Origin of the sequence: Celeribacter sp. (assembly GCF_048266405.1) — a bacterium.
In the GTDB taxonomy this organism is placed as follows: domain Bacteria; phylum Pseudomonadota; class Alphaproteobacteria; order Rhodobacterales; family Rhodobacteraceae; genus Celeribacter.
In genome coordinates this window covers 1-21,859 of the sequence record NZ_JBLWZO010000023.1, presented here as the reverse complement: position 1 = coordinate 21,859, position 21,859 = coordinate 1, and the positions used below count along the sequence as shown (strand labels likewise).

Below are 21,859 nucleotides of genomic sequence, written 5' to 3'. Positions count from 1 at the left end.
TCCATAACGACGACAATAACGACAGAGCTTAAGATCTTATCTGATCACCAAGAAGGCGGTGCCAATGAGGTGGTTACCTTCTTTCACCCGATGAGAACGTTGATTCAGCGTCAAATCGACCTTCGGCATAAGACCGATTGTACGCGGTGTCCTCTCTTTTCTATCCCACTCTCACGCACACCGATGGCATTTATCCCTCCTACTGTGCGTGATTGATTCGTTCTTATGCGGCTTTTCACGTTGTTTCGAGCGCGATTATTTCCGTTTTTTGAAGCGCCAGTTGTCAGGTAGCTATATTGTTTCCGAAACACACTTCACCCCACAAAATTGATATAAAATTTCTAAAAATTCGCTCGATGTTCCTATCGTTTTATTAACTTCAATTTCGGGAACGATTGGCCGCAGGAATTGCGTTTGCAGTTCCCTTCGAAACAATGACGCCTTTTGCGCAAAATGCGTGCCACAGTCCTGACATATTTCTCGGTTTCGCGCCTCGTCTGGACGAGGGGGAGTGAGGGTTAAATCCTTTGCGAAACTGGATAAAAAAGCGTAAATTCTCACAAGAACTGGGACCGATAATCTGTCGGTCTTTCCCGTAAAAATAACCCGTTAACAGATTGGCACCACGTCCGATATGAGACTGGGCCGATCTGATAGAGAGTAAGTTATGTGTCTGACGTCCAATATCGCAATTTTCACATCACGAGGCGAAGTCCCAGCCGGATCTCTTCAGGTCGGAGATCGGGTGTTTACGCGCGATAACGGGCCACAGAAAATCGAATGGGTTGGCCGTCGCAATTTGTCTGCGTTGCATCTGGAACGTCACAAAGACCTGATGCCTGTGCTGATCGAAAAAGGCGCATTGGGTGGTGAATTGCCTGAACGCGATCTGGTGGTGTCGCCCGAGCATCGTCTCTTGCTCGCCGCTGATCGCAAAGCTCTGTATGCCCAAGACCACGATACGCTTTCGGCGGCAAAGCACCTTGTTGGTCTGCCTGGGATTAGCCAGTTCAAACCGCTCGACGTGTCCTATGTTCATTTCCAATTTGAAAACGCCGAAGTGGTGCTGACCAACGGGTTCTGGTCGGAGTGTTTTCACCCCGCCGCCAAACGCATCTCGGATCACGACGCAGATGCCCGTGACGAACTCTACCGCCTGTTCCCTGAACTGGCTGAGCGCTACGGTGTGAAAGGCTACGGCAAAGGCGGGCGCACGGTGACAGCGCGGCCGATGCACGTCACGTCCTAAGCACACATCCGTGCAGGCGATATCATTGAAAGGCGGTCCCACGGGGCCGCTTTTGCATTTCAGGCGAGAGCGGGAGTTTAATCTGCCACAAAGGCGGCCCAGTCCGCAGGGCTGTCGAGGTCGCGAATAGCCGCATCTCCAGCAATCTCCAACGGGGTCACACCGAACCGCGCCACGATCGCCTGCGCGCCATGATCCCCCGTCAAATCCTCAAACGCGGGCAAACACACAGCCGGAAACAGGACGGGATGGCCCTGTCGTCCCGTATCCGTCGTCGCGCGGATAATGGCGCGTCCCGCCTCCGCCTCGAAGGCTATGCGGATTGCCTCCACATGCGCAGGCGTAATCAACGGCATATCGGCAAGTTGCACCAAAAGCCCGTCATAGCCCTGTGCCGCTCGCGCAAGGGCTTTGAGACTCTCGGAAAACCCGCCCGACACACTCTGTGCGGGCAGGGGGCCAATGAGGGCCTTTCGGGCCGAATAATAAGGATGGTCCGGTGGAGGAAGGATCACATATTGATCCAGATGGGATGAGGCGGCACAGGCCCGCGTCAAACATGTGTCGCCCTTTAGGGGCGTCGCGGTCGGCAGGGGCGCGGCGAGTTTATCAAACCCCATTCGGGTCGATGATCCCGCCGCGCATATCCCTGCCAGAACCCGCATTACTTTTCAGGCAAGAGCCCACGCGGGCTAAAGCGCAGAACAAGGAGCAGGATCACACCCATTGTCAGGTGACGCATATAGGCAATGCGTTCGATCAGGCCAACCTTGATCGGGTTGTCGTCGGTCATGCCTGAGGTCACGAGATTGACGAGCCATGTACCGATGGGTTCGACTTCGACCCAAAGGAACCAGATCAACAGACCGCCAAGAACGGCGCCCCAGTTATTTCCTGACCCGCCGACAATCACCATCACCCACACAAGGAAGGTATAGCGCAGCGGTTGATAGGTCACGGGGGTGAGCTGACCGTCGAGGGTGGTCATCATCGCACCTGCAATGCCACAGATCGCCGCGCCGAGGACGAAAATCTGCAAATGGCGTCCGGTCACATCTTTGCCCATAGCTTCGGAGGCGACTTCGTTATCACGGATGGCGCGCATCATACGGCCCCACGGTGATTTCAGTGCCAGTTCCATCGCCGTCACGATCAGGATGATCACAATCAAGAACAGCGAGGCATAGGACAGCTTCACAAAGATGGTTGAGGCCGTCACAGGATCCGCACCGAATTTTGCCGCCAGAGAGAGGAACCAGTCGCTTTGTTGTAGGTTGATCTCATAAGGCACAGGACGGGGCAGGCCGTTGACGTTTTTCACGCCGCGCGACAACCAGTCTTCGTTTTTCATCACCGCGAGGATGATTTCTGCAATGCCGAGGGTCGCGATGGCGAGATAGTCGGAGCGCAGACCAAGTGCCGTTTTGGCAACGATCCACGCCGCTCCCGCCGCCAACAGACCGCCAACAGGCCACGCGAGCAACACAGGCAGGTTGGCCCCGCCAAGGTAGCCCGTTTGCGCGGGGTTGATGGCTTCAATCGCGGCGACCGCAGGATCAAAGACAGCGCGGAAGAGGAAGAACCCGCCAATAAGCCAAACCGCCAAGATGAAACCGAGCGCTTTGGTATGACGCAGGCGTTTCCACAATAGTACAGCGCCGACGATTACAGCCAAACCAACGGCAAGCGCAAACATCACACTTAATCCGCCTGCATCCCATGCCTCTTTGACGGGGGGCATGGAGGTCAGAACGACAGCCAGACCGCCAAGGGCCACAAAGCCCATGACACCGACGTTAAACAGACCTGCGTAACCCCATTGCAGGTTTACACCGAGTGCCATGATTGCGGAAATCAGGCCAAAGTTGAGAATGAACAGCGCCGAGTTCCACGATTGTATGAAACCAACAGCGATGATGAGCGCCGCCATAATGGCGAAATAGAGCGGGGTACGGGATTTTTGGGACTGAACTTGGGTCATACCGATTTCCCTTTGAAGAGGCCCGTGGGCTTGAACAGCAACACAATGATCAGGATCGCAAAGGAGACCGCGAATTTATAGTCGGTGGACAACAGTTGCACCAACCCGTCGGGGCTCCAATCTTGTGGTCCCAGATAAATGACAACCTTTTTGAACGCGTATGTCAGTGTCACCTCGGAGAAGGCAATCACAAAACCACCCGCGATAGCGCCCAAGGGCGACCCGAGGCCGCCGACAATGGCGGAGGCAAAGATTGGCAACAAAAGCTGCATAAAGATGAAGGGTTTGAACGACTTATCCAAGCCGTAGAGCGTGCCAGCGATGGCAGCCAGAGCGCCCACGATGATCCATGTGATCAACACAACGCGCTCGGGGTTGATGCCCGAGAGCAGCGCCAGATCCTCGTTATCGGAATAGGCCCGCATGGATTTTCCTGTGCGGGTTTTGTTGAGGAACCAGAACAAGATCGCCACGACAATCACGGCTGTCACAACGGTGATCACCTGTGTGGTGCGAAGGGCGAGCCCCTCTGACAAACCGGACCATTCTTTAAAATCCCGCGCCGAAATGATGAACCGGGTGCCATCAGCAAAGCGACGGTCATCGGTACCAATCACCATGCGAATGAGGCCATTCATCACAAACATCACCCCCATCGACACGATGACGAGCATCACAGGTGCGGCTTTGACGCGGCGGTAGAATTTGTAGACGTATTTATCGGTGAACAACACCAAAAGCGCTGTCGCACCGACTGCGAAGGGCAGGGCGAGTAGGGCGGTGGGCAATGGCCCGAGCGAGATGCCCCACGATTGGAACAGCATCGTCAGTAGAACAGAGACCATCGCACCGAAGGCCATCGTTTCACCATGCGCGAAGTTGGAAAAGCGCAAAATGCCGTAAATCAGCGTCACGCCAAGCGCCCCAAGCGCAAGCTGTGCGCCATAGGCCGTGGCAGGGACGATCACGAAGTTGGTAAAAGCAACAAGAGCGTTGAGAAAATCCATGTCTTAGCCTCCCAAGAAGGTGCGGCGCACCTCTTCGTCGGCGAGAAGGTTCGCGCCGGTGTCGGTGTAAGCATTAGCCCCTTGCACGAGGACATAACCTTTGTCCGCGATATCAAGGGCTTGTCGGGCGTTTTGTTCCACCATCAGGATCGAAATACCCGTGCGGGCCACTTCGATAATACGGTCGAACAGCTCGTCCATAACGATCGGAGAGACGCCTGCTGTTGGCTCGTCGAGCATCAACAGTTTCGGCTGGGTCATCAGGGCACGACCAACCGCCACCTGTTGACGTTGCCCGCCTGATAGCTCGCCCGCGTGCTGATCGCGTTTCTCATAAACGGCAGGGAACAACTCATAAACGAGGTCGATTGTCTCGTTGATGTCGTCATCACGGATGAAGGCGCCCATCTCAAGATTTTCACGCACCGTCATGGTGGGGAAAATATTGTGGGTCTGCGGGACAAAGCCCATGCCTTTGTGGACGCGCTCTTGCGGGCTGAGGTGTGTGATATCCTCGCCGTCAAAATTGACGCTGCCCTCGCGCAGATTGAGCATCCCGAAAACGGCTTTCATCGCGGTGGATTTGCCAGCGCCATTGGGGCCAACGATCACGGCAATCTCGCCCTTTTGCACGGTGAGAGAACACTCGTGCAGGATGTCCGCGCCGCTGCCGTAGCCGCCCGTCATCGCGTTTGCATGCAAGAAACTCATGTCGCGTCTCCCGACTTTTTAGTGGCTGCTTTCTTGGCAGGCGCTTTTTTAGCCTTCGTTTTGGACGCAGCGGGAGAGGCGTCTTTGGTCAGTCCTTCGGTCGCCTCTTTGTTTTTGATCCCTGTGCCCAGATAGGCCTCAATCACCTGTTCGTTTTGCATGATGCTATCGGCGGAGCCTGTGGCCATCACCTTACCCTCGGCCATCACAATGACCGGATCACAGAGCATTTTGATGAACTCCATGTCGTGCTCGATCATACAGAAGGTATATCCGCGCTCGACGTTGAGCCGTTTGATCGCATCGGCAATGGTGTAGAGCAGGGTGCGGTTCACACCTGCGCCGACTTCGTCAAGAAAAACGATCTTGGCGTCGACCATCATGGTGCGCCCAAGCTCAAGGAGCTTTTTCTGGCCCCCAGAGATATTGCCCGCTTTCTCGTCCGCGATATGTGAAATGGTTAGAAATTCCAGAACCTCGTCGGCCTTTTGGCGCAAGGCGGCTTCCTCGGCGGCGATGGTCTTGCGTTTGAACCACGCATTCCAAAGCGTTTCGCCCGTCTGGTGCGCAGGAACCATCATCAGGTTCTCACGCACCGTCATGGTTGAGAACTCATGCGCAATCTGGAAGGTGCGCAAAATGCCTTTGTGGAACAATTCGTGAGGCTTGAGCCCCGTGATATCTTTGCCTTCGAACAGAACTTGTCCTGAGGTCGGGGTCAACACCCCTGCAATACAGTTGAAAAGCGACGTTTTCCCCGCGCCGTTCGGACCTATGAGACCCGTAATCGACCCTTCCTCAATGGTGAGGCTCGCCCCATCCACTGCACGGAATCCGCCGAAATGCATGTGTAAATCACGCACTTCGATCATCAGTTTTCCCCCGAAAATATATGTGCCGCGCGTGCAAGCATGACCACGCGTCTTTTGATGTTGGCAAAACAGCCCGAGAGGGAGTCCCCTCGGGCTGTTGCAGTTCAGTTAGATGGTCTTAGCGGTACCCGACAGTGACCTGCTTGCCGCCTTCGGTTTTGATCACGCGGTAGGAGCCTGCGGCCTCACCGGGTTCGATCAATTCCAGAGCAGAGCCACCGACGTAGTCGATCTCGCCGCCAGACGACAGGATATCGAGCGCTTTTTCAAGCTCGCCAGGGTAGATTTTCTCACCTGGTGCGTTGGCCACATCCATGATGAAGTCTTTGTAGACCTGTGGATCTGTGGAACCAGCTGCTTGCATCGCCAAGCCCATCACAGCGCCTGTGTCATAGGATTCAGCCGCATATGCTGCCATGCCGTTGTAGCCATTGGCTTCACCGATCTGGATCAGTGTCTCGCCTTTGGGGTTATCTGCGCCAGGAAGTTGACCCATCGTGCCGTCAAGCTCGGAGCCGAATTCATCTTCGATGGTGGCGCCGATCATGGCGTCAGGCAGGTGGAAGCGGTCAAATGCGCCTGTATCGAGAGCAGCGCGGATGATGCCTTTACCACCTTGGTCGAGGTAACCGATCACAACGAGAAGGTCGCCGCCAGCGGATGCCAATGCACCGATTTCGGCAGAGTAGTCGGCTTTGCCGTCTTCGTGAGCAGCGTTGATGGTCACAGTCCCGCCCATTTTGGTGAACGAGCTTTCAAACGCGTCGGAAAGACCCTTGCCGTAGTCGTTATTGGTGTAGGTCACAGCAACAGACTTCACGCCTTCTTCCATCAGGATTTCAGCCATGATTTCACCCTGACGGGCGTCGGATGGGGAGGCGCGGAAGAACAGGCCGTTGTCTTCGACAGTTGTCAAAGCAGGCGATGTTGCAGATGGCGAGAATTGAACCATGCCGTTTGGCACAGCAACGTTTTGCAAAATCGCGCCCGTTGCGCCGGAGCAAAGTGCGCCGATGATGCCGGATACACCGTCAGCAGTGATCATGCGCTCGGCAACGGATGTAGCCACAGCCGCATCGGTACAGGTCGAGTCACCGCGGATGGTTGCGATTGTTGTGCCATCAAGGAACTTGCCGCTGTCGGAAATTTCTTTCAGCGCGGCCTCAGCACCAGACGCCATATCTTCAGCAAGGGATTCAGCAGGGCCCGTGAAGCCGAGCAGAACACCAATTTTGATTTCGTCGGCGAAAGCAGCGCCCGCGAACATGGTGGAGGCCACAGAGGCCAGCAAAATTTTCTTCATAGATCGTAACTCCCAAGTGTTAGACGTCGACCGCGTCATTAGTGCGCGACCATTGTCGGTATCAAAACCTATTGCAAAGGAACTGGACAGGCAAATGTCGTTTTTCTTTCCGTAGGGTCGCCATTTTGGACAAAACGCCTATAGCGACAACGATTGCTGACGCTAATCCCCTGCCTAATTCGCTCTAGCAGTCAAATTTCCTACGGATTTTTCACAAAACGATACCCGTCGCACTGTGTTTTTAGCCTCTTCGGCACGAATCGCTTACTGGTCGGCTGCGCAAAACTGCGCGTGATTCTTCAATTAGGGCAAGACCAAACGAGACGAATGGCGGCTTGCCATCGCGTAACCTGAACTGGCCTAATGATCTGACCTCTCCAGACAATCAGAATTATGGGTTTTAACGCCGCAATGCAGCGCTTATAAGCCCATAACCGTTTACGCTAAACTCCATCTGTGATGGGCGTGAACCTGCAATTGAATGAGCAAATCTCGGAGTGATGACAATGACGGACTGGTCCAAATCCACATGGCGCAACAAACCCCGTGTGCAGATGCCCGACTATACCGACCAAGAGGCGTTGAACGCGGTTGAGGCCCAACTTGCCAAATATCCGCCACTCGTCTTTGCGGGCGAAGTCCGGTCGTTGAAAAAGGAACTGGCCAAAGCGTCACGCGGCGAGGCTTTTGTCTTGCAGGGCGGCGATTGCGCCGAGAGCTTTGCCGAGTTCGGTGCCGACCCGATCCGCGACACGTTCAAGGTCATGCTGCAAATGGCGATGGTTCTGACCTTCGGCGCGAAAGTGCCTGTGGTTAAAGTTGGCCGTATGGCCGGCCAGTTCGCCAAACCGCGCTCGGCCCCGACCGAGACCGTGAATGGTGTCGAATTGCCAAGCTACCGCGGTGACATTATCAACGGCTTCGACTTCAACCCCGAAGCCCGCATCCCCGATCCACAGCGCATGTTGCAGGCCTACACACAGGCAGCCGCCTCGCTCAACCTGTTGCGCGCCTTCTCCAAAGGTGGCTTTGCGGATGTGCATCGTGTCCACTCCTGGACGCTCGGGTTCACGGAAAACGACGAAGCAGAAAAATACCGCGACATGGCGAGCCGTATCCAAGATACGCTTGATTTCATGGCCGCAGCGGGCATGACCGCAGAGAAGAACAGCGGCTTGAACACTGTGGATTTCTACACCTCTCATGAGGCGCTTTTGCTCGAATACGAAGAGGCGTTGACCCGCGTCGACAGCACCACAGGCGCGACAATCGCAGGTTCCGGTCATATGATCTGGATCGGCGACCGCACCCGTCAGCCGGACGGTGCGCATGTTGAATTCTGCTCTGGCGTTGAAAACCCCATCGGGTTGAAATGTGGTCCAACCACCTCCGCCGAAGACCTCAAAGTGTTGATGGCCAAACTCAACCCCACCAACGAGGCGGGCCGTTTGACGCTCATCGCACGGTTCGGCGCAGGTAAAGTGGCCGAACATCTGCCCCGCTTAATCCAAGCTGTCAAAGAGGAAGGGGCTAATGTTGTATGGTCCTGCGATCCGATGCACGGCAACACGATCAAATCCCCGTCGGGCTACAAAACGCGACCCTTCGAGAATGTCTTGGCCGAAGTGCAGGAATTCTTTGCCATTCACCGCGCCGAAGGCACAATCCCGGGTGGGGTGCATTTCGAGATGACGGGCAAAGACGTCACCGAATGCACGGGCGGCGTGCGCGCCGTGACCGACGAGGATCTGTCAAGCCGCTACCACACCGCTTGCGATCCGCGTCTTAACGCCTCGCAGTCTTTGGAACTGGCGTTCCTCGTGGCCGAGGAATTGCAGAAGACCCGCGAGGGCAATGCACTAGCTGCATCAGCCTAAAGTCAGTCATATCAATATGATAAAAGCCGCGCCTCAGGCGCGGCTTTTTCTTTTCCATAGTCATTTGGTCGCTAAACAATCAGGCGAAGAGAAAACAATCATCGTGGCGCGTGTAGCCTGCGGCCTCGTAAAAACTGACGGCCTTTGGCGCGGATAGAAGCAGATAGTTTTTGCAATTCGGTGCGGCTTTGACCGTTTGCGCCAGAAGCTCCTTGCCAATGCCGTGTCCCTGAGCCGCTTCGTCGACGCACAATTCTGAGCAATAGAGCGCGAAATGGAAATCGGTGATCGACCGCGCCACGCCAAGCAGTGCGCCAGTCTCGTCACGTGCAGTCACAATGACATCGGCTCCCGCAACCATACCCGCAATTTTGTCGGCGTCCTCGATAGGGCGGCGCTCAGCCAGTGTCGAACGGCGAAGAACGTCCAAGAACGCCTCCGCCGTCAGATCGGGTTCAATCGTATAGCTCACCTGCATTGCAACTCCGCCTCATGTGTCCAGCATTCTTCGCGCAAGGTGGCGCGTCTATGGCAAAGGCGCAAGTTGAGACATGACGATTGAGGCCAAGTCTCGCTCGTGATGTCTGTATTGCCCGTTTAAGCGTCGTTATCGCTGACCAGTTTCAGGAAAGGCCGCGCGGCCTTTGGCGCTGCTTTTGGCGTTTCACGGGGGTGAGTGTCTTCGCCCCCTGGAATTTCGGTCACAGGCGTTTGGGCCGCGGCAGGTGCCTCGACCAACAAATCGCGTGTCGACACCTCAACAACGTCAAAGCGGCGCGGCTGTCGTCCGATCTCACCTTTCGTCTGAAGGCACCCGAGAACGCGGCTCACATCACCGAGGTCGGATTTCAGCGGGCAGAGCAAAAGCTGCGCTTCGAGCGCAGGACGTCCCATGCCACCCGCAGATTTCAACGAGATCGTGCTGACGTTCGGAGTTGCGCACACAGCTTCCAAGGCAGCCGAGATTTGCGCCCGTGCCTCAGGCGTGAACATAGCGGTTAGTGGCATACCGCGCACTTCCATGCCCATCAGATCGGTGAGATGCATCCCCGCAAGACGGAAACGGGCCACACCAGGTGCGATACGCTCAAGGATAAAGGCATATTCAAGCGCCGACTGCATCCCGCGTGGATCAATGTCACCGCGCGACGGAATAGGGCGGTTCCCGCGCAGACCTTCCCAATAGGCCTCAACATCTTTGAGAGCAGGAAAGATCATCTCCGCGCGACGCGGCATCAGGGATACGACGTTGGAACCTGTGTTGGAGTTGATGCTCATAATCTTTAACCTTGTGTCAGTCGTCTTGGATCTGCCGCGCGGGGGCTTTTACAGTGCCCCGTGGTCAAATCCGTATTGTGTTGGTCGCAGTCGTGTCACTGCGGGTTGACGTGAATATGCCACGACTTTGCCCAAATTGGTGGATTTTCCTAATCAATGGTTAACGCTTATAGCATTAACCTTATTAAAGTCATGGATAAGGAGCGTACCCATTCGGTAATTTTCTTAAAGGAATTGAGTCCTTATCAAATAATATCAAAGACTTAATCGCATACCGTTAAAGTTGTTTCTGAGGTTGACTTTACACTTCACCTTGCACATTTTTTTGGGTTCCAAAGCGAAAACACGTCGAGAATGTCGGATTTGTTAACCTTTTGAGTCGCGTAAAAGCGGGCGCAAATGGGGCATTCGAGGTGAGTCGACCGCCGCAAATGAGGCCATTAGACCTGCTTTGCCTTGTTTGCGACACATTTCCTTGTCGCGCCCGCATCCCGACGTGTAGCCAAAGTCGTGCGGCAGCGATAAAAGCGATGTAATGCCAAATTGGGGACCAAACGCGCCCCTATAATAAAAGACAACACGGAGCCATCCATGACCACAAGCCGTCGCGGCCTTCTTATTATCCTGTCCTCACCCTCTGGTGCCGGAAAGTCGACCTTGGCCAAACGGTTGATGGAATGGGATGACACGTTGGAGTTTTCGGTCTCAAGCACCACCCGTAGCCCGCGTGAGGGCGAAGAAGACGGCGTACATTACCATTTCACCACCGAAGAAGATTTCAAATACGCCGTCAGCGAGGGTGAGATGTTGGAGCATGCTCTGGTGTTCGGCAATTATTATGGCTCGCCCGCGGGGCCTGTGCGGACTGCGATTGAGTCGGGATCGGATGTATTGTTCGATGTGGATTGGCAAGGCGCACAGCAGATCGCCAACTCGGCGTTGCGCGATCACGTGCTGTCGATTTTTGTCCTGCCGCCTTCGATTGCCGAGTTGCGACGCCGATTGGAGACCCGAGGTCAGGACAGCGCCGAGGTAATCGAAAAACGGATGCGTCAGAGTTGGGACGAGATCAGTCATTGGGATGGCTATGAATACGTCTTGATCAATGATGATCTGGACCAATCCTTCGAGCGGCTCAAAACCATTATCGCCGCCGAACGTCTGCGCCGCCGCCAACAACCGGGGTTGATGGAGTTTGTGCGCGAGTTGCAATCCGAGTTTGAAGGGGAAGAGACATGACGCTTTATACCTTAGGCAACCATGCACCTGTTTTGCCGCAAAACGGCGACTATTGGGTAGCGCCTGATGCCAATGTCATCGGCAAGGTGATCTTGGGCGAGGGGGCTAACATCTGGTTCGGGGCGACGCTGCGCGGCGACAATGAGGCGATTGAAGTCGGCACAGGATCGAATGTGCAAGAAAACTGTGTGCTGCACACCGACATGGGCTTTCCGCTTACCATTGGCGCGGGGTGTACCATTGGCCACAAAGCAATTCTGCACGGCTGTACCATTGGTGAAAACAGTCTGGTCGGCATGGGAGCTACGGTATTGAACGGCGCGAAGATTGGCCGCGACTGTCTGATCGGGGCAGGGGCCTTGATCACCGAGGGAAAGGAAATCCCCGACGGATCACTTGTCATGGGGGCCCCTGGTAAAGTGGTCCGCACTTTGACCGATGCGCAAATCCAATCCCTACGCACCTCGGCCCTTCACTACCAAGCAAGAGCGCGGGAATTTCGCGAGGGGCTGACCGCAATTGACGGGTAGCACCGCGCAAAATTGAACTTTGTCCCGTCATAAACCTGTCATGGGATTGTTATCATCGCGCTTTAAGTTGCCTTCCACACACGCAAGGAGGTCACATGCGAGAAAGAAGTGTAATAGAGATGACACAAGCGCAGTTGGTGACCCAAATGGCAGCGGCCTTGCCGTTTCCCGTGATTATTGTCGGGCGAGACGAGCGGATCATGGCGACCAATGCCCAAGCGGAAGCGATGTTTGGTAAGGGCAACGAGGGGCGCCACTATATAACTGTGCTGCGCCAACCGATGTTGCTCGACGCGATCGAAAGCGTGTTGCGCCTGTCCGAGCCCGCACGCGCCGAATACCGCGTGACCGAGGCAGGACGCGATCTACACTATAATGTTCACGCCAATCCCGTCATCACCGATGACTTCGCCTGTGTCACCGTCGCCTTTGAGGACCGCACCGAAGTGGACGAGGCAGGGCAGATGCGTCGTGATTTTGTGGCCAATGTGTCTCACGAATTGCGCACGCCTCTCACGGCGGTGTTGGGTTTTATCGAAACGCTTCAAGGGCCAGCCGCCAATGATGCGGGGGCACGCACGCGTTTTTTGGAGATCATGGGCAAAGAAGCGCGACGCATGAACCGTATTGTTGGGGATCTCCTTTCGTTGTCGCGCGTTCAGGCCGACCGTCGGGTGCGCCCAACCGAAGAGATCGACATCAGTGCAATCCTGCGCTCTGTGGCACTGTCCTTGGCGCCCTTGGCGCAAAAACAGGATGTCACCCTGACCCTTGAAGGCGCACAAGACGCCACGATGATTGCAGGCGACCACGACCAGCTAACCCAAGTGTTCACCAATCTCATCGAGAACGCGATCAAATATGGCGGCACGGATCGTGAGGTCTTGGTGCAAGTCACTGCCCATGCCCAAGAGCCGACCCTGCGCGGGCCTGCGTTGCGGGTCGATGTGCTCGATCAGGGCGAGGGAATCGATCCTGTTCATATCCCCCGCCTCACTGAGCGGTTTTACCGCGTCGATTCTCACCGCTCGCGTGAACTCGGCGGCACGGGGCTTGGTCTGGCAATTGTAAAACATATTCTCAATCGCCACCGCGGACGGCTCAAGATCGAAAGCCACAAGGGGCAGGGCACCTGTTTTTCGGTCATTTTGCCTTACGAATAAGGGTTTAGCCCTACCATGGTGCGCAAACCCTGGATGCAAATGTCACAATTTCGCTCTCTGATGTCACATAAAAGCGCTGCTGTTTTTTTCGTAAAATGAGTTCATGTCATGTATCTGTTACAAAACAGACACAAAAGCATTGCGAGAGAACCTTAGGTCTCGGCGTCGAAGGGGACACACACCCCTGAGATAAGACAACAGGAGCTACATATGTCTTTCGTAAAACTGACTGCCTCAGCGATTGCTATCACTGCCGTTTGCGCCTCCGCCGCCTCTGCGCGCGATCAGGTTCAGGTTGCCGGATCTTCCACGGTTCTGCCCTACGCTTCCATCGTTGCCGAAGCCTTTGGCGAAAACTTCGACTTCCCGACACCAGTCGTTGAATCCGGTGGCTCCTCTGCGGGTCTCAAACGGTTCTGTGAAGGTGTTGGCGAAAACACCATCGACATTGCCAACGCCTCGCGCAAAATTCGCGACAAAGAGATCAAAGCCTGTGCCGAAGCTGGTGTGACAGACATCATCGAAGTCCGCATCGGGTATGACGGCATCGTTTTTGCCAGCCAGATTGACGGCCCTGCCTACACCGCTTTCGAGCCTGCAGACATCTTCAACGGTCTGGCCGCTCAACTCGTCGTAGACGGCGCCTTGGTTGATAACCCCAACATGAAATGGTCCGACGTCAACGGCGACCTTCCTGCTGAAGACATCATGGCCTTCATCCCCGGCACCAAGCACGGCACACGCGAAGTCTTTGAAGAAAAAGTTCTTCTCACGGGCTGCGAAACCACGGGTGCTTTTGACGCGATGATCGAGCTGGGCCTCTCCGAGGACGATGCCGAAGCCGCTTGTATGGCTGTGCGCACTGACGGTAAATCTGTCGACATCGACGGCGACTACACTGAAACCCTCGCATCCATCGACGCCAATCCTAATGGCATCGGCGTGTTCGGTTTGGCCTTCTACGAGAACAACACAGACAAGTTGAAAACAGCAACAGTCTCGGGCGTTGAAGCCACCACAGAATCCATCGCTTCCGGTGAATATCCTGTGTCGCGTCCGCTGTATTTCTACATCAAGAAAGCCCACATCGGCGTGATCCCTGGCGTCAAAGACTACGCTGAGTTCTTCGTTTCCGACGACATGGCAGGCCCCGATGGCCCGCTTGCAGAATACGGTCTCGTGTCCGACCCCGAGTTGGCCGACACCCAAGCTGCAGTGTCCAACGAAGACACAATGAAATAAGCGCCAGACGCGCTAGAAACAGGGGGTGCGCGATGGCTATTGCGCACCCTCACCCCACAAGAAACGAGACACAGATCTCACCCCTGATTTAACGGAGCAGCCATGTCTGCCTTCTGGCTTTTAATTCTTGTAGTGGCTTTGGCTCTGGTAGGCTTTGTGCTTGGCCGAGCGCGGGCCATGTCCGACGCGGAAGGCGATGTGCGCCGCCTGCATTCCCTGCCCAAATACTATGGCACCAACGTCATGCTCGCCACGATTGTGCCGGGCTTGTTCGTCTTGGTTGCATGGGTCATCATGCAGCCGATCATCATCCAAGGCCAAGTGGCCGCGATGATCCCCGCCACCTCATTTGAAGACTCCGGGGCACTCAACCTCATCATGTCCGATGTCCGCCGTGTGGCCGATGGTCTGGACGTGGCTGTGGGGCAGGGCGCTTTGAGCCTGACCGAGACCCAAACCTTGATGGCGACGGACGACATACGTGGCCTGCTCGGCAGCGTCGGTGTCGCCGTTGGCACGGATATTTCTGCCGATGTGCTCGCCGCCGCACAGGTGTACCGCAGCCAGTCGGTGACCGGTCGTTGGATGATGACCGCTCTGACCCTTGGGGTGTCGCTCCTCGGGTTTTTCCTTGCCCTCAAGGGGACCTCACGCAACGCCCGTGCCAGAAACAAAGTCGAAAGCGTCATGCGCACGCTGTTGTTGGCTGCGGCCTCTATGGCGGTTCTGACCACCCTTGGCATTGTCTTGTCGCTCATCTTCAACACCATCGAGTTTTTCAAGCTCTATCCTGCGACGGACTTCTTCTTTGGCACCACATGGGCGCCGTCCTTTGGTGGGGGGTCCGAGCTTGGTATCCTGCCGCTGTTCTGGGGCACCTTCTACATCTCGATCATCGCGCTTCTGGTGGCCGTACCAATCGGTCTGTTCGCCGCGATCTACCTGTCCGAATATGCAGGACCAAAGACACGCGCCTTTGCCAAACCTCTGCTCGAAGTTCTCGCAGGCATTCCGACCATCGTCTACGGTCTCTTTGCCTTGCTCACCGTTGGCCCCATGCTTGTCTCCTTGTTCGGTGACGGCGGGCTGTTGGGTGTCGATTGGATGCAGGGCGGACGCGCAGTCATCACCGCAGGTCTGGTGATGGGCATAATGCTCATTCCCTTCGTGTCCTCGCTGTCCGACGATATTATCAACGCTGTGCCCCAATCCATGCGCGACGGCTCTTTGGGCCTTGGTGCCACCCCGTCAGAGACGATCAAGAACGTCATTCTTCCCGCTGCTTTGCCGGGCATTGTCGGCGCGATTTTGTTGGCCGCCTCACGCGCCATTGGCGAAACCATGATCGTGGTGCTCGGGGCTGGGGCCGCCGCTCAACTCGACATGAACCCGTTCGAGGCCATGACCACCGTGACCACACGGATCGTCTCGCAGCTGACGGGGGATGCAGACTTTTCCTCGCCAGAAGCCCTCGTCGCCTTCGCTCTCGGGATGACCCTCTTTGTCATCACCCTCGGGCTTAACATCATTGCGCTTGTTATCGTGCGCAAATATCGGGAGCAGTACGACTGATGTCCGACGTTACTTCCAAATCCTCGCTGTTTGACGAAACCAAACACACCAAACGCCGCAATGCTTCCGAAGCACGGTTCAAAGCCTACGGGATCGGGGCCATCGTCCTTGGCCTTGCTGTTCTGGCTGTCTTGCTGACCACCATCATCGGCAACGGAACGCCTGCGTTCAAACAGACCTTTGTCACGGTGCCAATTGAATTGCCCGAAGCCAAACTCGACAAGTCAGGTGTCCGTGATCCCGCCGTCATGGCGAAGGTGACGACCTTTGGCTACAAGCCGCTCGTCGAAACCGCGCTGGCGAAAGCACTTGAAACTCACGGCATCGACAACCCGTTCAAGAAGAACAAAGACCTCGGCAAACTGCTGTCCACATCTGCCCCCGCGCAGGTCCGTGACGCTGTTCTGTCCAATCCTGATCTTATCGGACAAACGGTCGAGTTCCGCTTGCTGACCTCCTCGCGGGTCGACGGCTATTTCAAAGGCCGCGTCAGCGCCGAAAGTCTGCTACGGGATAAAAACCTTGATGCCGAGCATCTTGAGATTGCTGACAAAATGGTTGCCGCTGGCGTCATGGATACGACCTTCAACGCCGATTTCATCCTTGGCGCAGATGCCTCGGAAAGCCGTCCTGAACAGGCGGGGATCGGTGTCTCGATGGTCGGTTCTTTGTTTATGATGATTGTCGTGCTTGTTCTGGCTTTGCCCATCGGTGTGGCCACCTCGATCTATCTCGAAGAGTTCGCACCGCAAAACCGCTTCACCGACCTGATCGAAGTGAACATTTCCAACCTCGCCGCCGTGCCTTCCATCGTGTTCGGTATTCTTGGCTTGGCTGTGTTCATCCAACTCGCCCACCTGCCGCAATCCGCGCCGCTTGTTGGCGGCTTGGTCCTGACCCTGATGACGCTGCCGACCATCATCATCTCGACCCGCGCAAGCCTCAAAGCGGTGCCGCCGTCGATCCGTGATGCCGCCCTCGGAATAGGCGCGTCAAAGATGCAATCTGTCTTTCACCACGTGTTGCCACTCGCAATGCCGGGTATCCTGACAGGGACCATCATTGGCCTAGCCCAAGCCCTTGGCGAAACCGCACCGTTGCTGCTCATCGGTATGGTCGGCTACATCGCATCCAATATGCCTGATGGCATCGCGTCGGGATTTCTGGACCCGAACTCCGCTATGCCTGCCCAAATCTACGAATGGGCAAAACGCGCCGACCCCGCTTACTATGAGCGTGCATGGGGCGGTATCATCATTCTTCTGGCGTTCTTGATGACCATGAACATCATCGCCGTCATTTTGCGCCGCCGCTTCGAGCGTCGTTGGTAGGAGGTTCGTTATGAACGATATGCGACAACAAAACCGATCCGTGGATTTGAACGACACCAAAATCTCCGCCAAAAATGTGCAGGTCTATTATGGCGATACCCACGCCATCAAAGACGTGGACGTGGAGATCAAGGACAAGACCGTCACGGCCTTTATCGGCCCGTCGGGCTGCGGCAAGTCCACATTCCTGCGCACACTGAACCGCATGAACGACACAATTGATATTTGCCGTGTCACAGGCGAAATCCTGTTGGATGGCGAGGATATCTACGACAAGCGTGTCGACCCTGTGCAACTGCGGGCCAAAGTCGGGATGGTGTTTCAAAAGCCCAACCCGTTCCCGAAATCGATCTACGACAATATCGCCTACGGCCCGCGCATTCACGGGCTCGCCCGTAGCAAGGCCGATCTGGACGTGATCGTCGAAAAATCACTGCGCCGTGGCGCGATCTGGGACGAGGTCAAAGACCGCCTTGATGCCCCCGGAACGGGTCTGTCGGGCGGACAACAGCAACGTTTGTGCATCGCGCGTGCTGTGGCCACCGAACCCGAAGTGCTGTTGATGGACGAACCGTGTTCGGCGCTTGATCCGATTGCTACCGCACAGGTCGAAGAATTGATCGACGAGCTGCGCGAGAATTTCTCGGTGGTGATCGTGACCCACTCAATGCAGCAAGCTGCTCGCGTCAGCCAGAAAACCGCATTCTTCCACCTCGGAAACCTCGTTGAATATGGCGATACCAGTCAGATTTTCACCAACCCGCAAGATCCCCGCACCGAAAGCTACATCACCGGTCGGATCGGATAAGGTATAGGACAGAGACCCATGAACAACGAAAAACACATTGCCTCCGCCTTCGACCGCGATCTTGAAGGAATTCAAGCCCTTATCATGAGAATGGGTGGCTTGGTCGAAGCCAACATCAAAGACGCCTCCATCGCCCTCGAAGAGCGCGATGTGGAATTGGCCGAACGCGTTCGCAACGCCGATAAAGTCATCGACGCACTCGACGTTCAAATCAACGAAGAGGCCGCCCGCCTGATCGCGCTGCGCTCGCCCACAGCAGGCGATCTGCGCACCGTTTTGTCGGTGATGAAGATCACCACAAACCTCGAGCGCTGCGGTGACTACGCCAAAAACCTCGCCAAACGCACGGGCGTTCTGGCCGAAATGAGCCCGATTGACGGAGCAGGGGCCTCCTTGCGCCGTATGGCCCGCGAGGTCGAGGAGATGCTGCGCCTGTCGTTGGATGCCTACATCCAACGGGACGCCGCCTTGGCCGAGACCGTGCGCCATCGCGATATCGACGTTGACCAGATGTACAACGGCCTGTTCCGCGAATTCCTGACCTTTATGATGGAAGACCCGCGCAACATCACCGCCTGTATGCACCTGCATTTCATCGCCAAGAACATCGAGCGCATGGGCGATCATGCCACCTCGGTGGCTGAGCAGGTGATCTATCTTGTGACAGGCGAGATGCCCGATGATGCCCGTCCCAAAGGCGACGTGACCTCTCGTACGCATATTGGTCTGGAGGACGGCTAATGGCCGCCCAAAAACCCCGTGTATTGGTGGTTGAGGACGAGCCCGCACAACGCGAGGTTCTCGCCTACAACCTTGAAGCCGAAGGATATTTCGTAGGGCGTGCCGAGGATGGCGATGAGGCGCTTTTGCTCGTCAACGAGGATCAGCCCGACGTCATCGTGCTCGACTGGATGTTGCCTGGCGTGTCGGGGATCGAGATTTGCCGCCGCCTCAAACTGCGTCCTGAGACCCGTGATATTCCGATCATCATGCTCTCGGCCCGCTCCGAGGATGTTGACCGTGTGCGCGGCCTTGAAACAGGGGCCGACGACTATGTCGTCAAACCCTATTCGGTGATCGAACTGATGGCGCGGGTACGCACTCAGTTACGCCGTGTGCGACCCGCCGCTGCGGGCGAGATGCTGACGTTTGACGATATCGTTCTGGACGCTGAAACCCACCGCGTCACGCGTGATGGCAACGGGCTAAAACTCGGTCCGACCGAGTTCCGCTTGCTCTCGACCTTTATGGAAAAACCGGGCCGCGTGTGGTCGCGTGAGCAGCTTTTGGACCGTGTTTGGGGACGCGACATTTACGTCGATACCCGCACCGTCGATGTCCACATCGGGCGTCTGCGCAAAGCACTGTGCCAATTCGGTGGCGACGATCCGCTGCGCACTGTGCGCGGCGCGGGCTATGCCTTGGGCTAAGGGCGGCAATCGCCCTTAGCAATCGTTATCCCTAACGTTCAAGATTGAGCCACGCCACCTCATCCGCCGTCAGATTAAGGTCTAACGCGGGGAGGGTGGAGGCAATCTCTCCGGGACTGCGCGGGCCGATCAGGGCAAAGGACGGAAAGCTCTGTGCCAACACCCATGCGGTCGCGATATTATGCGCCGAGACGCCATATTTTGCCGCCAACTCCCGTGCGCGCTCCCGCCGCTCTGTGTTGTCATCCGAGCCGTAGCAGGTCTCTGGACGTGTGTCCGCGGGCAGACGATCACGCAAATCCCGTGGCAGGAAATAGCCACGCGCCTGCGACGACCAACTCAGGTGCATCACATCGTTGTCGCGCAAAAACTTTAGCGATTCAGGCATGTTAGAGGTGACACAGCCGTCCCAAACAGGTTTGGTCATCACAGCAAGTGACAGGTTATTGTTGAGTATGCACGGGGCAGGGAGCCCATGCTCCTTGGCATACGAGACGGCCTGCGCGAAGCGCTCCGTCGACCAATTCGAACCACCCCAAATACCGACTTTACCTTTGTCTTTGAGCTGCGCCATCGCCTCGACAAATTCACCCACAGGCACCGCCTCATTGTCACGATGCAGGATATAAATCGGCGCATGGTCGAGGTTCAATCGGGCCAAGGACATGTCGAGCTGCGCCTCGATGGCACGTGGGAAACAATAGGGGCTATGCGCCCCTTTGACGATCACGGTTATGTCCTTTTCGGCACCGCGTGATTTGATCCATTGGCCCAGCACCTTCTCATGCAAGCCACCGCCATAGACGAAGCCTGTGTCAAAGCTATTGCCGCCGGCCTCCATCCACGCGTCCCATACAATCGCGCCCTCGGCAGGCGTTTCGCGGTTGTCACAGCCCATCACGAGACGCGACATCGGGTTTGGCACCCCGTCAACATTGTCACGTGGCACCTGCGGCAATCCAGGGGGCAAACAGCGCGGCAAGATGCGCACAACGCCGTCCTGTTCAGCAAAGGTCTTGTACCCTAATTCCTTTCGCCATTGATCCAGAACGGTATTATTCCCGATGGAGCCTTGATGCGACATGCCAGGGTAAGGCATCTCAACCTGTCCTGCCAAAATGGCTTGGCTTGCGGCCTCCGCCTCGAATTTGAACAACATTTCAGGGTGTTGCAGGTGTTCTTCCCGTGTGGTTCTATCCACAGTGATCTCGATTGTCGTGTCCGATGGTCCTTCGTTGCGCCCCGGAACCCACGGATTTGGCAGGGTCAAACTGCCTTTGGTGCCTGTGACTTGGATGGTGTTATCCATGTTGCGGGCCACGGCACAGGCGATCTCGGCGGTAATGCCATTGGCAAAGGTCAACAGCCCATACGCTACCTCGTCCACACCAGACGCACCAATGATTCCCGATCCTTTCACCGATGTTGGCATCGCGAAATTACCCTCATCAATCCCCGCAACCAAACGCGCAGCCGAGACGGGATAGCCTCCAACGTCGAGGATTGCGCCGCCCGCAAGGGCAGGGTCGTAAAGTCGGGAACTGGCATCAAACGGCGCATTAAACCCGAAGGTGGCGCGAATATGTGTGATGTCGCCAATCTCGCCAGAGCGCACAATATCGATCATCCGCGCGATCTGCGGATGCAACAGGTACATATAGGCTTCCATGAAAAAGCGGTTTTCTTGCGCAGCGGCTTCGACAAGCGCCGTGACCTCAGCAGCATTCAGGCCCGCGGGTTTCTCTACCGAGACATGTTTACCTGCACGCAGCGCCATGAGGGCAAGCTCGGCATGAAACGGATGCGGCACGGCGATGTGGACGGCGTCAACATCGGGCGCGTCACATAGTGCGGCATAATCGGCAAAGCGCATATCGTCGGCAATCGCATGTGCATCGCCAAAGGCAGCACGCCGCGCAGCGCTGCGGCTTGCAATCGCGGTGAGCGTCCCTGATGGCGCTTGAGCCAAGCCGTCTGCAAAGTTCTGAGCAATCGAGCCTGGCCCGATAATGCCCCAAGATACCTGTGTCATTTCTGTCCTCACGTGGTCGCGTATAATTCACCAACACGGTTACGGATGGGGGGACACATGGCAACGTCTATTTGGGCAGGTGGGGTATCCAAATGGGCGTTCTGGAGCCTCGCGCTCTGTGAGCGATAATCGAACTGCGACTCCTATTCTTTTTGAGGGTAGGGGGATCGCCCCATCTCTTCCATCATCTTTTCACGGAACACCTCGGCAGGTGTCTTCCATCCGAGGCATTTT

At 56.1% G+C, this 21,859-nt stretch carries 20 protein-coding genes; 11 read left to right on the top strand and 9 right to left on the bottom strand.

The features are described 5' to 3' along the window. Nucleotides 1–667 precede the first annotated feature (667 nt). Entirely contained in the window at nt 668–1,249 is a 582-nt protein-coding gene (locus ACN0TS_RS18255; RefSeq protein ID WP_417260762.1) for a Hint domain-containing protein, read from the top strand. A 77-nt stretch (nt 1,250–1,326) separates the two neighbouring features. On the opposite strand, the gene ACN0TS_RS18250 is transcribed toward ACN0TS_RS18255, so the two are convergent. The 6 genes from ACN0TS_RS18250 to ACN0TS_RS18225 all read right to left on the bottom strand — a co-directional run bounded on the left by ACN0TS_RS18250 (nt 1,327) and on the right by ACN0TS_RS18225 (nt 7,123). Beyond that, a complete protein-coding gene (locus tag ACN0TS_RS18250; protein ID WP_417260761.1) occupies nt 1,327–1,914 on the bottom strand; it encodes a nucleotidyltransferase family protein in 588 nt (195 codons plus the stop codon). After that, the gene (locus ACN0TS_RS18245; RefSeq protein WP_417260760.1) at nt 1,914–3,230 is read right to left on the bottom strand and encodes a branched-chain amino acid ABC transporter permease; all 1,317 of its coding nucleotides are present in this window, start codon (nt 3,228–3,230) and stop codon (nt 1,914–1,916) included. Before ACN0TS_RS18245 ends, ACN0TS_RS18250 begins: the two co-directional genes overlap by 1 nt. After that, nucleotides 3,227–4,237, bottom strand: coding sequence for a branched-chain amino acid ABC transporter permease (locus ACN0TS_RS18240; RefSeq protein ID WP_417260759.1), 1,011 nt, complete (start codon nt 4,235–4,237; stop codon nt 3,227–3,229). The genes ACN0TS_RS18245 and ACN0TS_RS18240 overlap by 4 nt, the downstream gene beginning before the upstream one ends. 3 nt (nt 4,238–4,240) lie before the next feature. Then, nucleotides 4,241–4,948, bottom strand: a complete 708-nt coding sequence (locus tag ACN0TS_RS18235; protein ID WP_417260758.1) for an ABC transporter ATP-binding protein — start codon at nt 4,946–4,948, stop codon at nt 4,241–4,243. Beyond that, nucleotides 4,945–5,820, bottom strand: coding sequence for an ABC transporter ATP-binding protein (locus ACN0TS_RS18230; protein ID WP_417260757.1), 876 nt, complete (start codon nt 5,818–5,820; stop codon nt 4,945–4,947). Before ACN0TS_RS18230 ends, ACN0TS_RS18235 begins: the two co-directional genes overlap by 4 nt. Before the next feature lie 118 nt (nt 5,821–5,938). After that, nucleotides 5,939–7,123 (bottom strand): ABC transporter substrate-binding protein, encoded by a 1,185-nt coding sequence (locus tag ACN0TS_RS18225; protein WP_417260756.1) that lies wholly within the window; start codon nt 7,121–7,123, stop codon nt 5,939–5,941. A gap of 506 nt (nt 7,124–7,629) precedes the next feature. Between ACN0TS_RS18225 and ACN0TS_RS18220 the strand changes: the two genes are divergently transcribed. After that, nucleotides 7,630–9,000 (top strand): class II 3-deoxy-7-phosphoheptulonate synthase, encoded by a 1,371-nt coding sequence (locus ACN0TS_RS18220; RefSeq protein WP_417260755.1) that lies wholly within the window; start codon nt 7,630–7,632, stop codon nt 8,998–9,000. A gap of 79 nt (nt 9,001–9,079) precedes the next feature. Here ACN0TS_RS18220 and ACN0TS_RS18215 read toward each other — a convergent pair whose 3' ends face one another. Next, nucleotides 9,080–9,478, bottom strand: a complete 399-nt coding sequence (locus tag ACN0TS_RS18215; protein ID WP_417260754.1) for a GNAT family N-acetyltransferase — start codon at nt 9,476–9,478, stop codon at nt 9,080–9,082. A gap of 119 nt (nt 9,479–9,597) precedes the next feature. Beyond that, entirely contained in the window at nt 9,598–10,278 is a 681-nt protein-coding gene (locus ACN0TS_RS18210) for a PAS domain-containing protein (protein WP_417260753.1), read from the bottom strand. Nucleotides 10,279–10,869: 591 nt separating this feature from the next. Between ACN0TS_RS18210 and gmk the strand changes: the two genes are divergently transcribed. The 9 genes from gmk to phoB all read left to right on the top strand — a co-directional run bounded on the left by gmk (nt 10,870) and on the right by phoB (nt 19,593). Then, nucleotides 10,870–11,517, top strand: coding sequence for a guanylate kinase (gene gmk / locus ACN0TS_RS18205; protein ID WP_417260752.1), 648 nt, complete (start codon nt 10,870–10,872; stop codon nt 11,515–11,517). After that, nucleotides 11,514–12,047, top strand: coding sequence for a gamma carbonic anhydrase family protein (locus ACN0TS_RS18200; RefSeq protein WP_417260751.1), 534 nt, complete (start codon nt 11,514–11,516; stop codon nt 12,045–12,047). The genes gmk and ACN0TS_RS18200 overlap by 4 nt, the downstream gene beginning before the upstream one ends. Nucleotides 12,048–12,142: 95 nt before the next feature. After that, nucleotides 12,143–13,210, top strand: coding sequence for a sensor histidine kinase (locus ACN0TS_RS18195; protein WP_417260750.1), 1,068 nt, complete (start codon nt 12,143–12,145; stop codon nt 13,208–13,210). 210 nt (nt 13,211–13,420) lie between these two features. Next, on the top strand, nt 13,421–14,452 hold the full coding sequence (locus tag ACN0TS_RS18190; RefSeq protein WP_417260749.1) for a PstS family phosphate ABC transporter substrate-binding protein: 1,032 nt from the start codon (nt 13,421–13,423) through the stop codon (nt 14,450–14,452). A 102-nt stretch (nt 14,453–14,554) separates the two neighbouring features. Next, a complete protein-coding gene (gene pstC / locus ACN0TS_RS18185) occupies nt 14,555–16,024 on the top strand; it encodes a phosphate ABC transporter permease subunit PstC (RefSeq protein WP_417260748.1) in 1,470 nt (489 codons plus the stop codon). Then, nucleotides 16,024–17,355, top strand: a complete 1,332-nt coding sequence (gene pstA, locus ACN0TS_RS18180; protein WP_417260747.1) for a phosphate ABC transporter permease PstA — start codon at nt 16,024–16,026, stop codon at nt 17,353–17,355. The genes pstC and pstA overlap by 1 nt, the downstream gene beginning before the upstream one ends. A gap of 10 nt (nt 17,356–17,365) precedes the next feature. Further along, the gene (gene pstB / locus ACN0TS_RS18175; protein ID WP_417260746.1) at nt 17,366–18,163 is read left to right on the top strand and encodes a phosphate ABC transporter ATP-binding protein PstB; all 798 of its coding nucleotides are present in this window, start codon (nt 17,366–17,368) and stop codon (nt 18,161–18,163) included. 18 nt (nt 18,164–18,181) lie between these two features. Next, nucleotides 18,182–18,904: a phosphate signaling complex protein PhoU gene (phoU, locus tag ACN0TS_RS18170; RefSeq protein WP_417260745.1), complete on the top strand. Its 723-nt coding sequence runs from the start codon at nt 18,182–18,184 to the stop codon at nt 18,902–18,904. Continuing rightward, nucleotides 18,904–19,593: a phosphate regulon transcriptional regulator PhoB gene (gene phoB, locus ACN0TS_RS18165; protein ID WP_417260744.1), complete on the top strand. Its 690-nt coding sequence runs from the start codon at nt 18,904–18,906 to the stop codon at nt 19,591–19,593. Before phoU ends, phoB begins: the two co-directional genes overlap by 1 nt. Nucleotides 19,594–19,624: 31 nt before the next feature. On the opposite strand, the gene ACN0TS_RS18160 is transcribed toward phoB, so the two are convergent. Further along, nucleotides 19,625–21,625, bottom strand: a complete 2,001-nt coding sequence (locus ACN0TS_RS18160) for an aldo/keto reductase (RefSeq protein WP_417260743.1) — start codon at nt 21,623–21,625, stop codon at nt 19,625–19,627. Nucleotides 21,626–21,859 lie beyond the last annotated feature (234 nt).

Bases quoted from the DNA above. Each gene is read 5' to 3' on its own strand.
- ACN0TS_RS18255 (WP_417260762.1), top strand. From the start codon at position 668: ATGTGTCTGACGTCCAATATCGCAATTTTCACATCACGAGGCGAAGTC.
- ACN0TS_RS18250 (WP_417260761.1), bottom strand. From the start codon at position 1,914: ATGCGGGTTCTGGCAGGGATATGCGCGGCGGGATCATCGACCCGAATG.
- ACN0TS_RS18245 (WP_417260760.1), bottom strand. From the start codon at position 3,230: ATGACCCAAGTTCAGTCCCAAAAATCCCGTACCCCGCTCTATTTCGCC.
- ACN0TS_RS18240 (WP_417260759.1), bottom strand. From the start codon at position 4,237: ATGGATTTTCTCAACGCTCTTGTTGCTTTTACCAACTTCGTGATCGTC.
- ACN0TS_RS18235 (WP_417260758.1), bottom strand. From the start codon at position 4,948: ATGAGTTTCTTGCATGCAAACGCGATGACGGGCGGCTACGGCAGCGGC.
- ACN0TS_RS18230 (WP_417260757.1), bottom strand. From the start codon at position 5,820: ATGATCGAAGTGCGTGATTTACACATGCATTTCGGCGGATTCCGTGCA.
- ACN0TS_RS18225 (WP_417260756.1), bottom strand. From the start codon at position 7,123: ATGAAGAAAATTTTGCTGGCCTCTGTGGCCTCCACCATGTTCGCGGGC.
- ACN0TS_RS18220 (WP_417260755.1), top strand. From the start codon at position 7,630: ATGACGGACTGGTCCAAATCCACATGGCGCAACAAACCCCGTGTGCAG.
- ACN0TS_RS18215 (WP_417260754.1), bottom strand. From the start codon at position 9,478: ATGCAGGTGAGCTATACGATTGAACCCGATCTGACGGCGGAGGCGTTC.
- ACN0TS_RS18210 (WP_417260753.1), bottom strand. From the start codon at position 10,278: ATGAGCATCAACTCCAACACAGGTTCCAACGTCGTATCCCTGATGCCG.
- gmk (WP_417260752.1), top strand. From the start codon at position 10,870: ATGACCACAAGCCGTCGCGGCCTTCTTATTATCCTGTCCTCACCCTCT.
- ACN0TS_RS18200 (WP_417260751.1), top strand. From the start codon at position 11,514: ATGACGCTTTATACCTTAGGCAACCATGCACCTGTTTTGCCGCAAAAC.
- ACN0TS_RS18195 (WP_417260750.1), top strand. From the start codon at position 12,143: ATGCGAGAAAGAAGTGTAATAGAGATGACACAAGCGCAGTTGGTGACC.
- ACN0TS_RS18190 (WP_417260749.1), top strand. From the start codon at position 13,421: ATGTCTTTCGTAAAACTGACTGCCTCAGCGATTGCTATCACTGCCGTT.
- pstC (WP_417260748.1), top strand. From the start codon at position 14,555: ATGTCTGCCTTCTGGCTTTTAATTCTTGTAGTGGCTTTGGCTCTGGTA.
- pstA (WP_417260747.1), top strand. From the start codon at position 16,024: ATGTCCGACGTTACTTCCAAATCCTCGCTGTTTGACGAAACCAAACAC.
- pstB (WP_417260746.1), top strand. From the start codon at position 17,366: ATGAACGATATGCGACAACAAAACCGATCCGTGGATTTGAACGACACC.
- phoU (WP_417260745.1), top strand. From the start codon at position 18,182: ATGAACAACGAAAAACACATTGCCTCCGCCTTCGACCGCGATCTTGAA.
- phoB (WP_417260744.1), top strand. From the start codon at position 18,904: ATGGCCGCCCAAAAACCCCGTGTATTGGTGGTTGAGGACGAGCCCGCA.
- ACN0TS_RS18160 (WP_417260743.1), bottom strand. From the start codon at position 21,625: ATGACACAGGTATCTTGGGGCATTATCGGGCCAGGCTCGATTGCTCAG.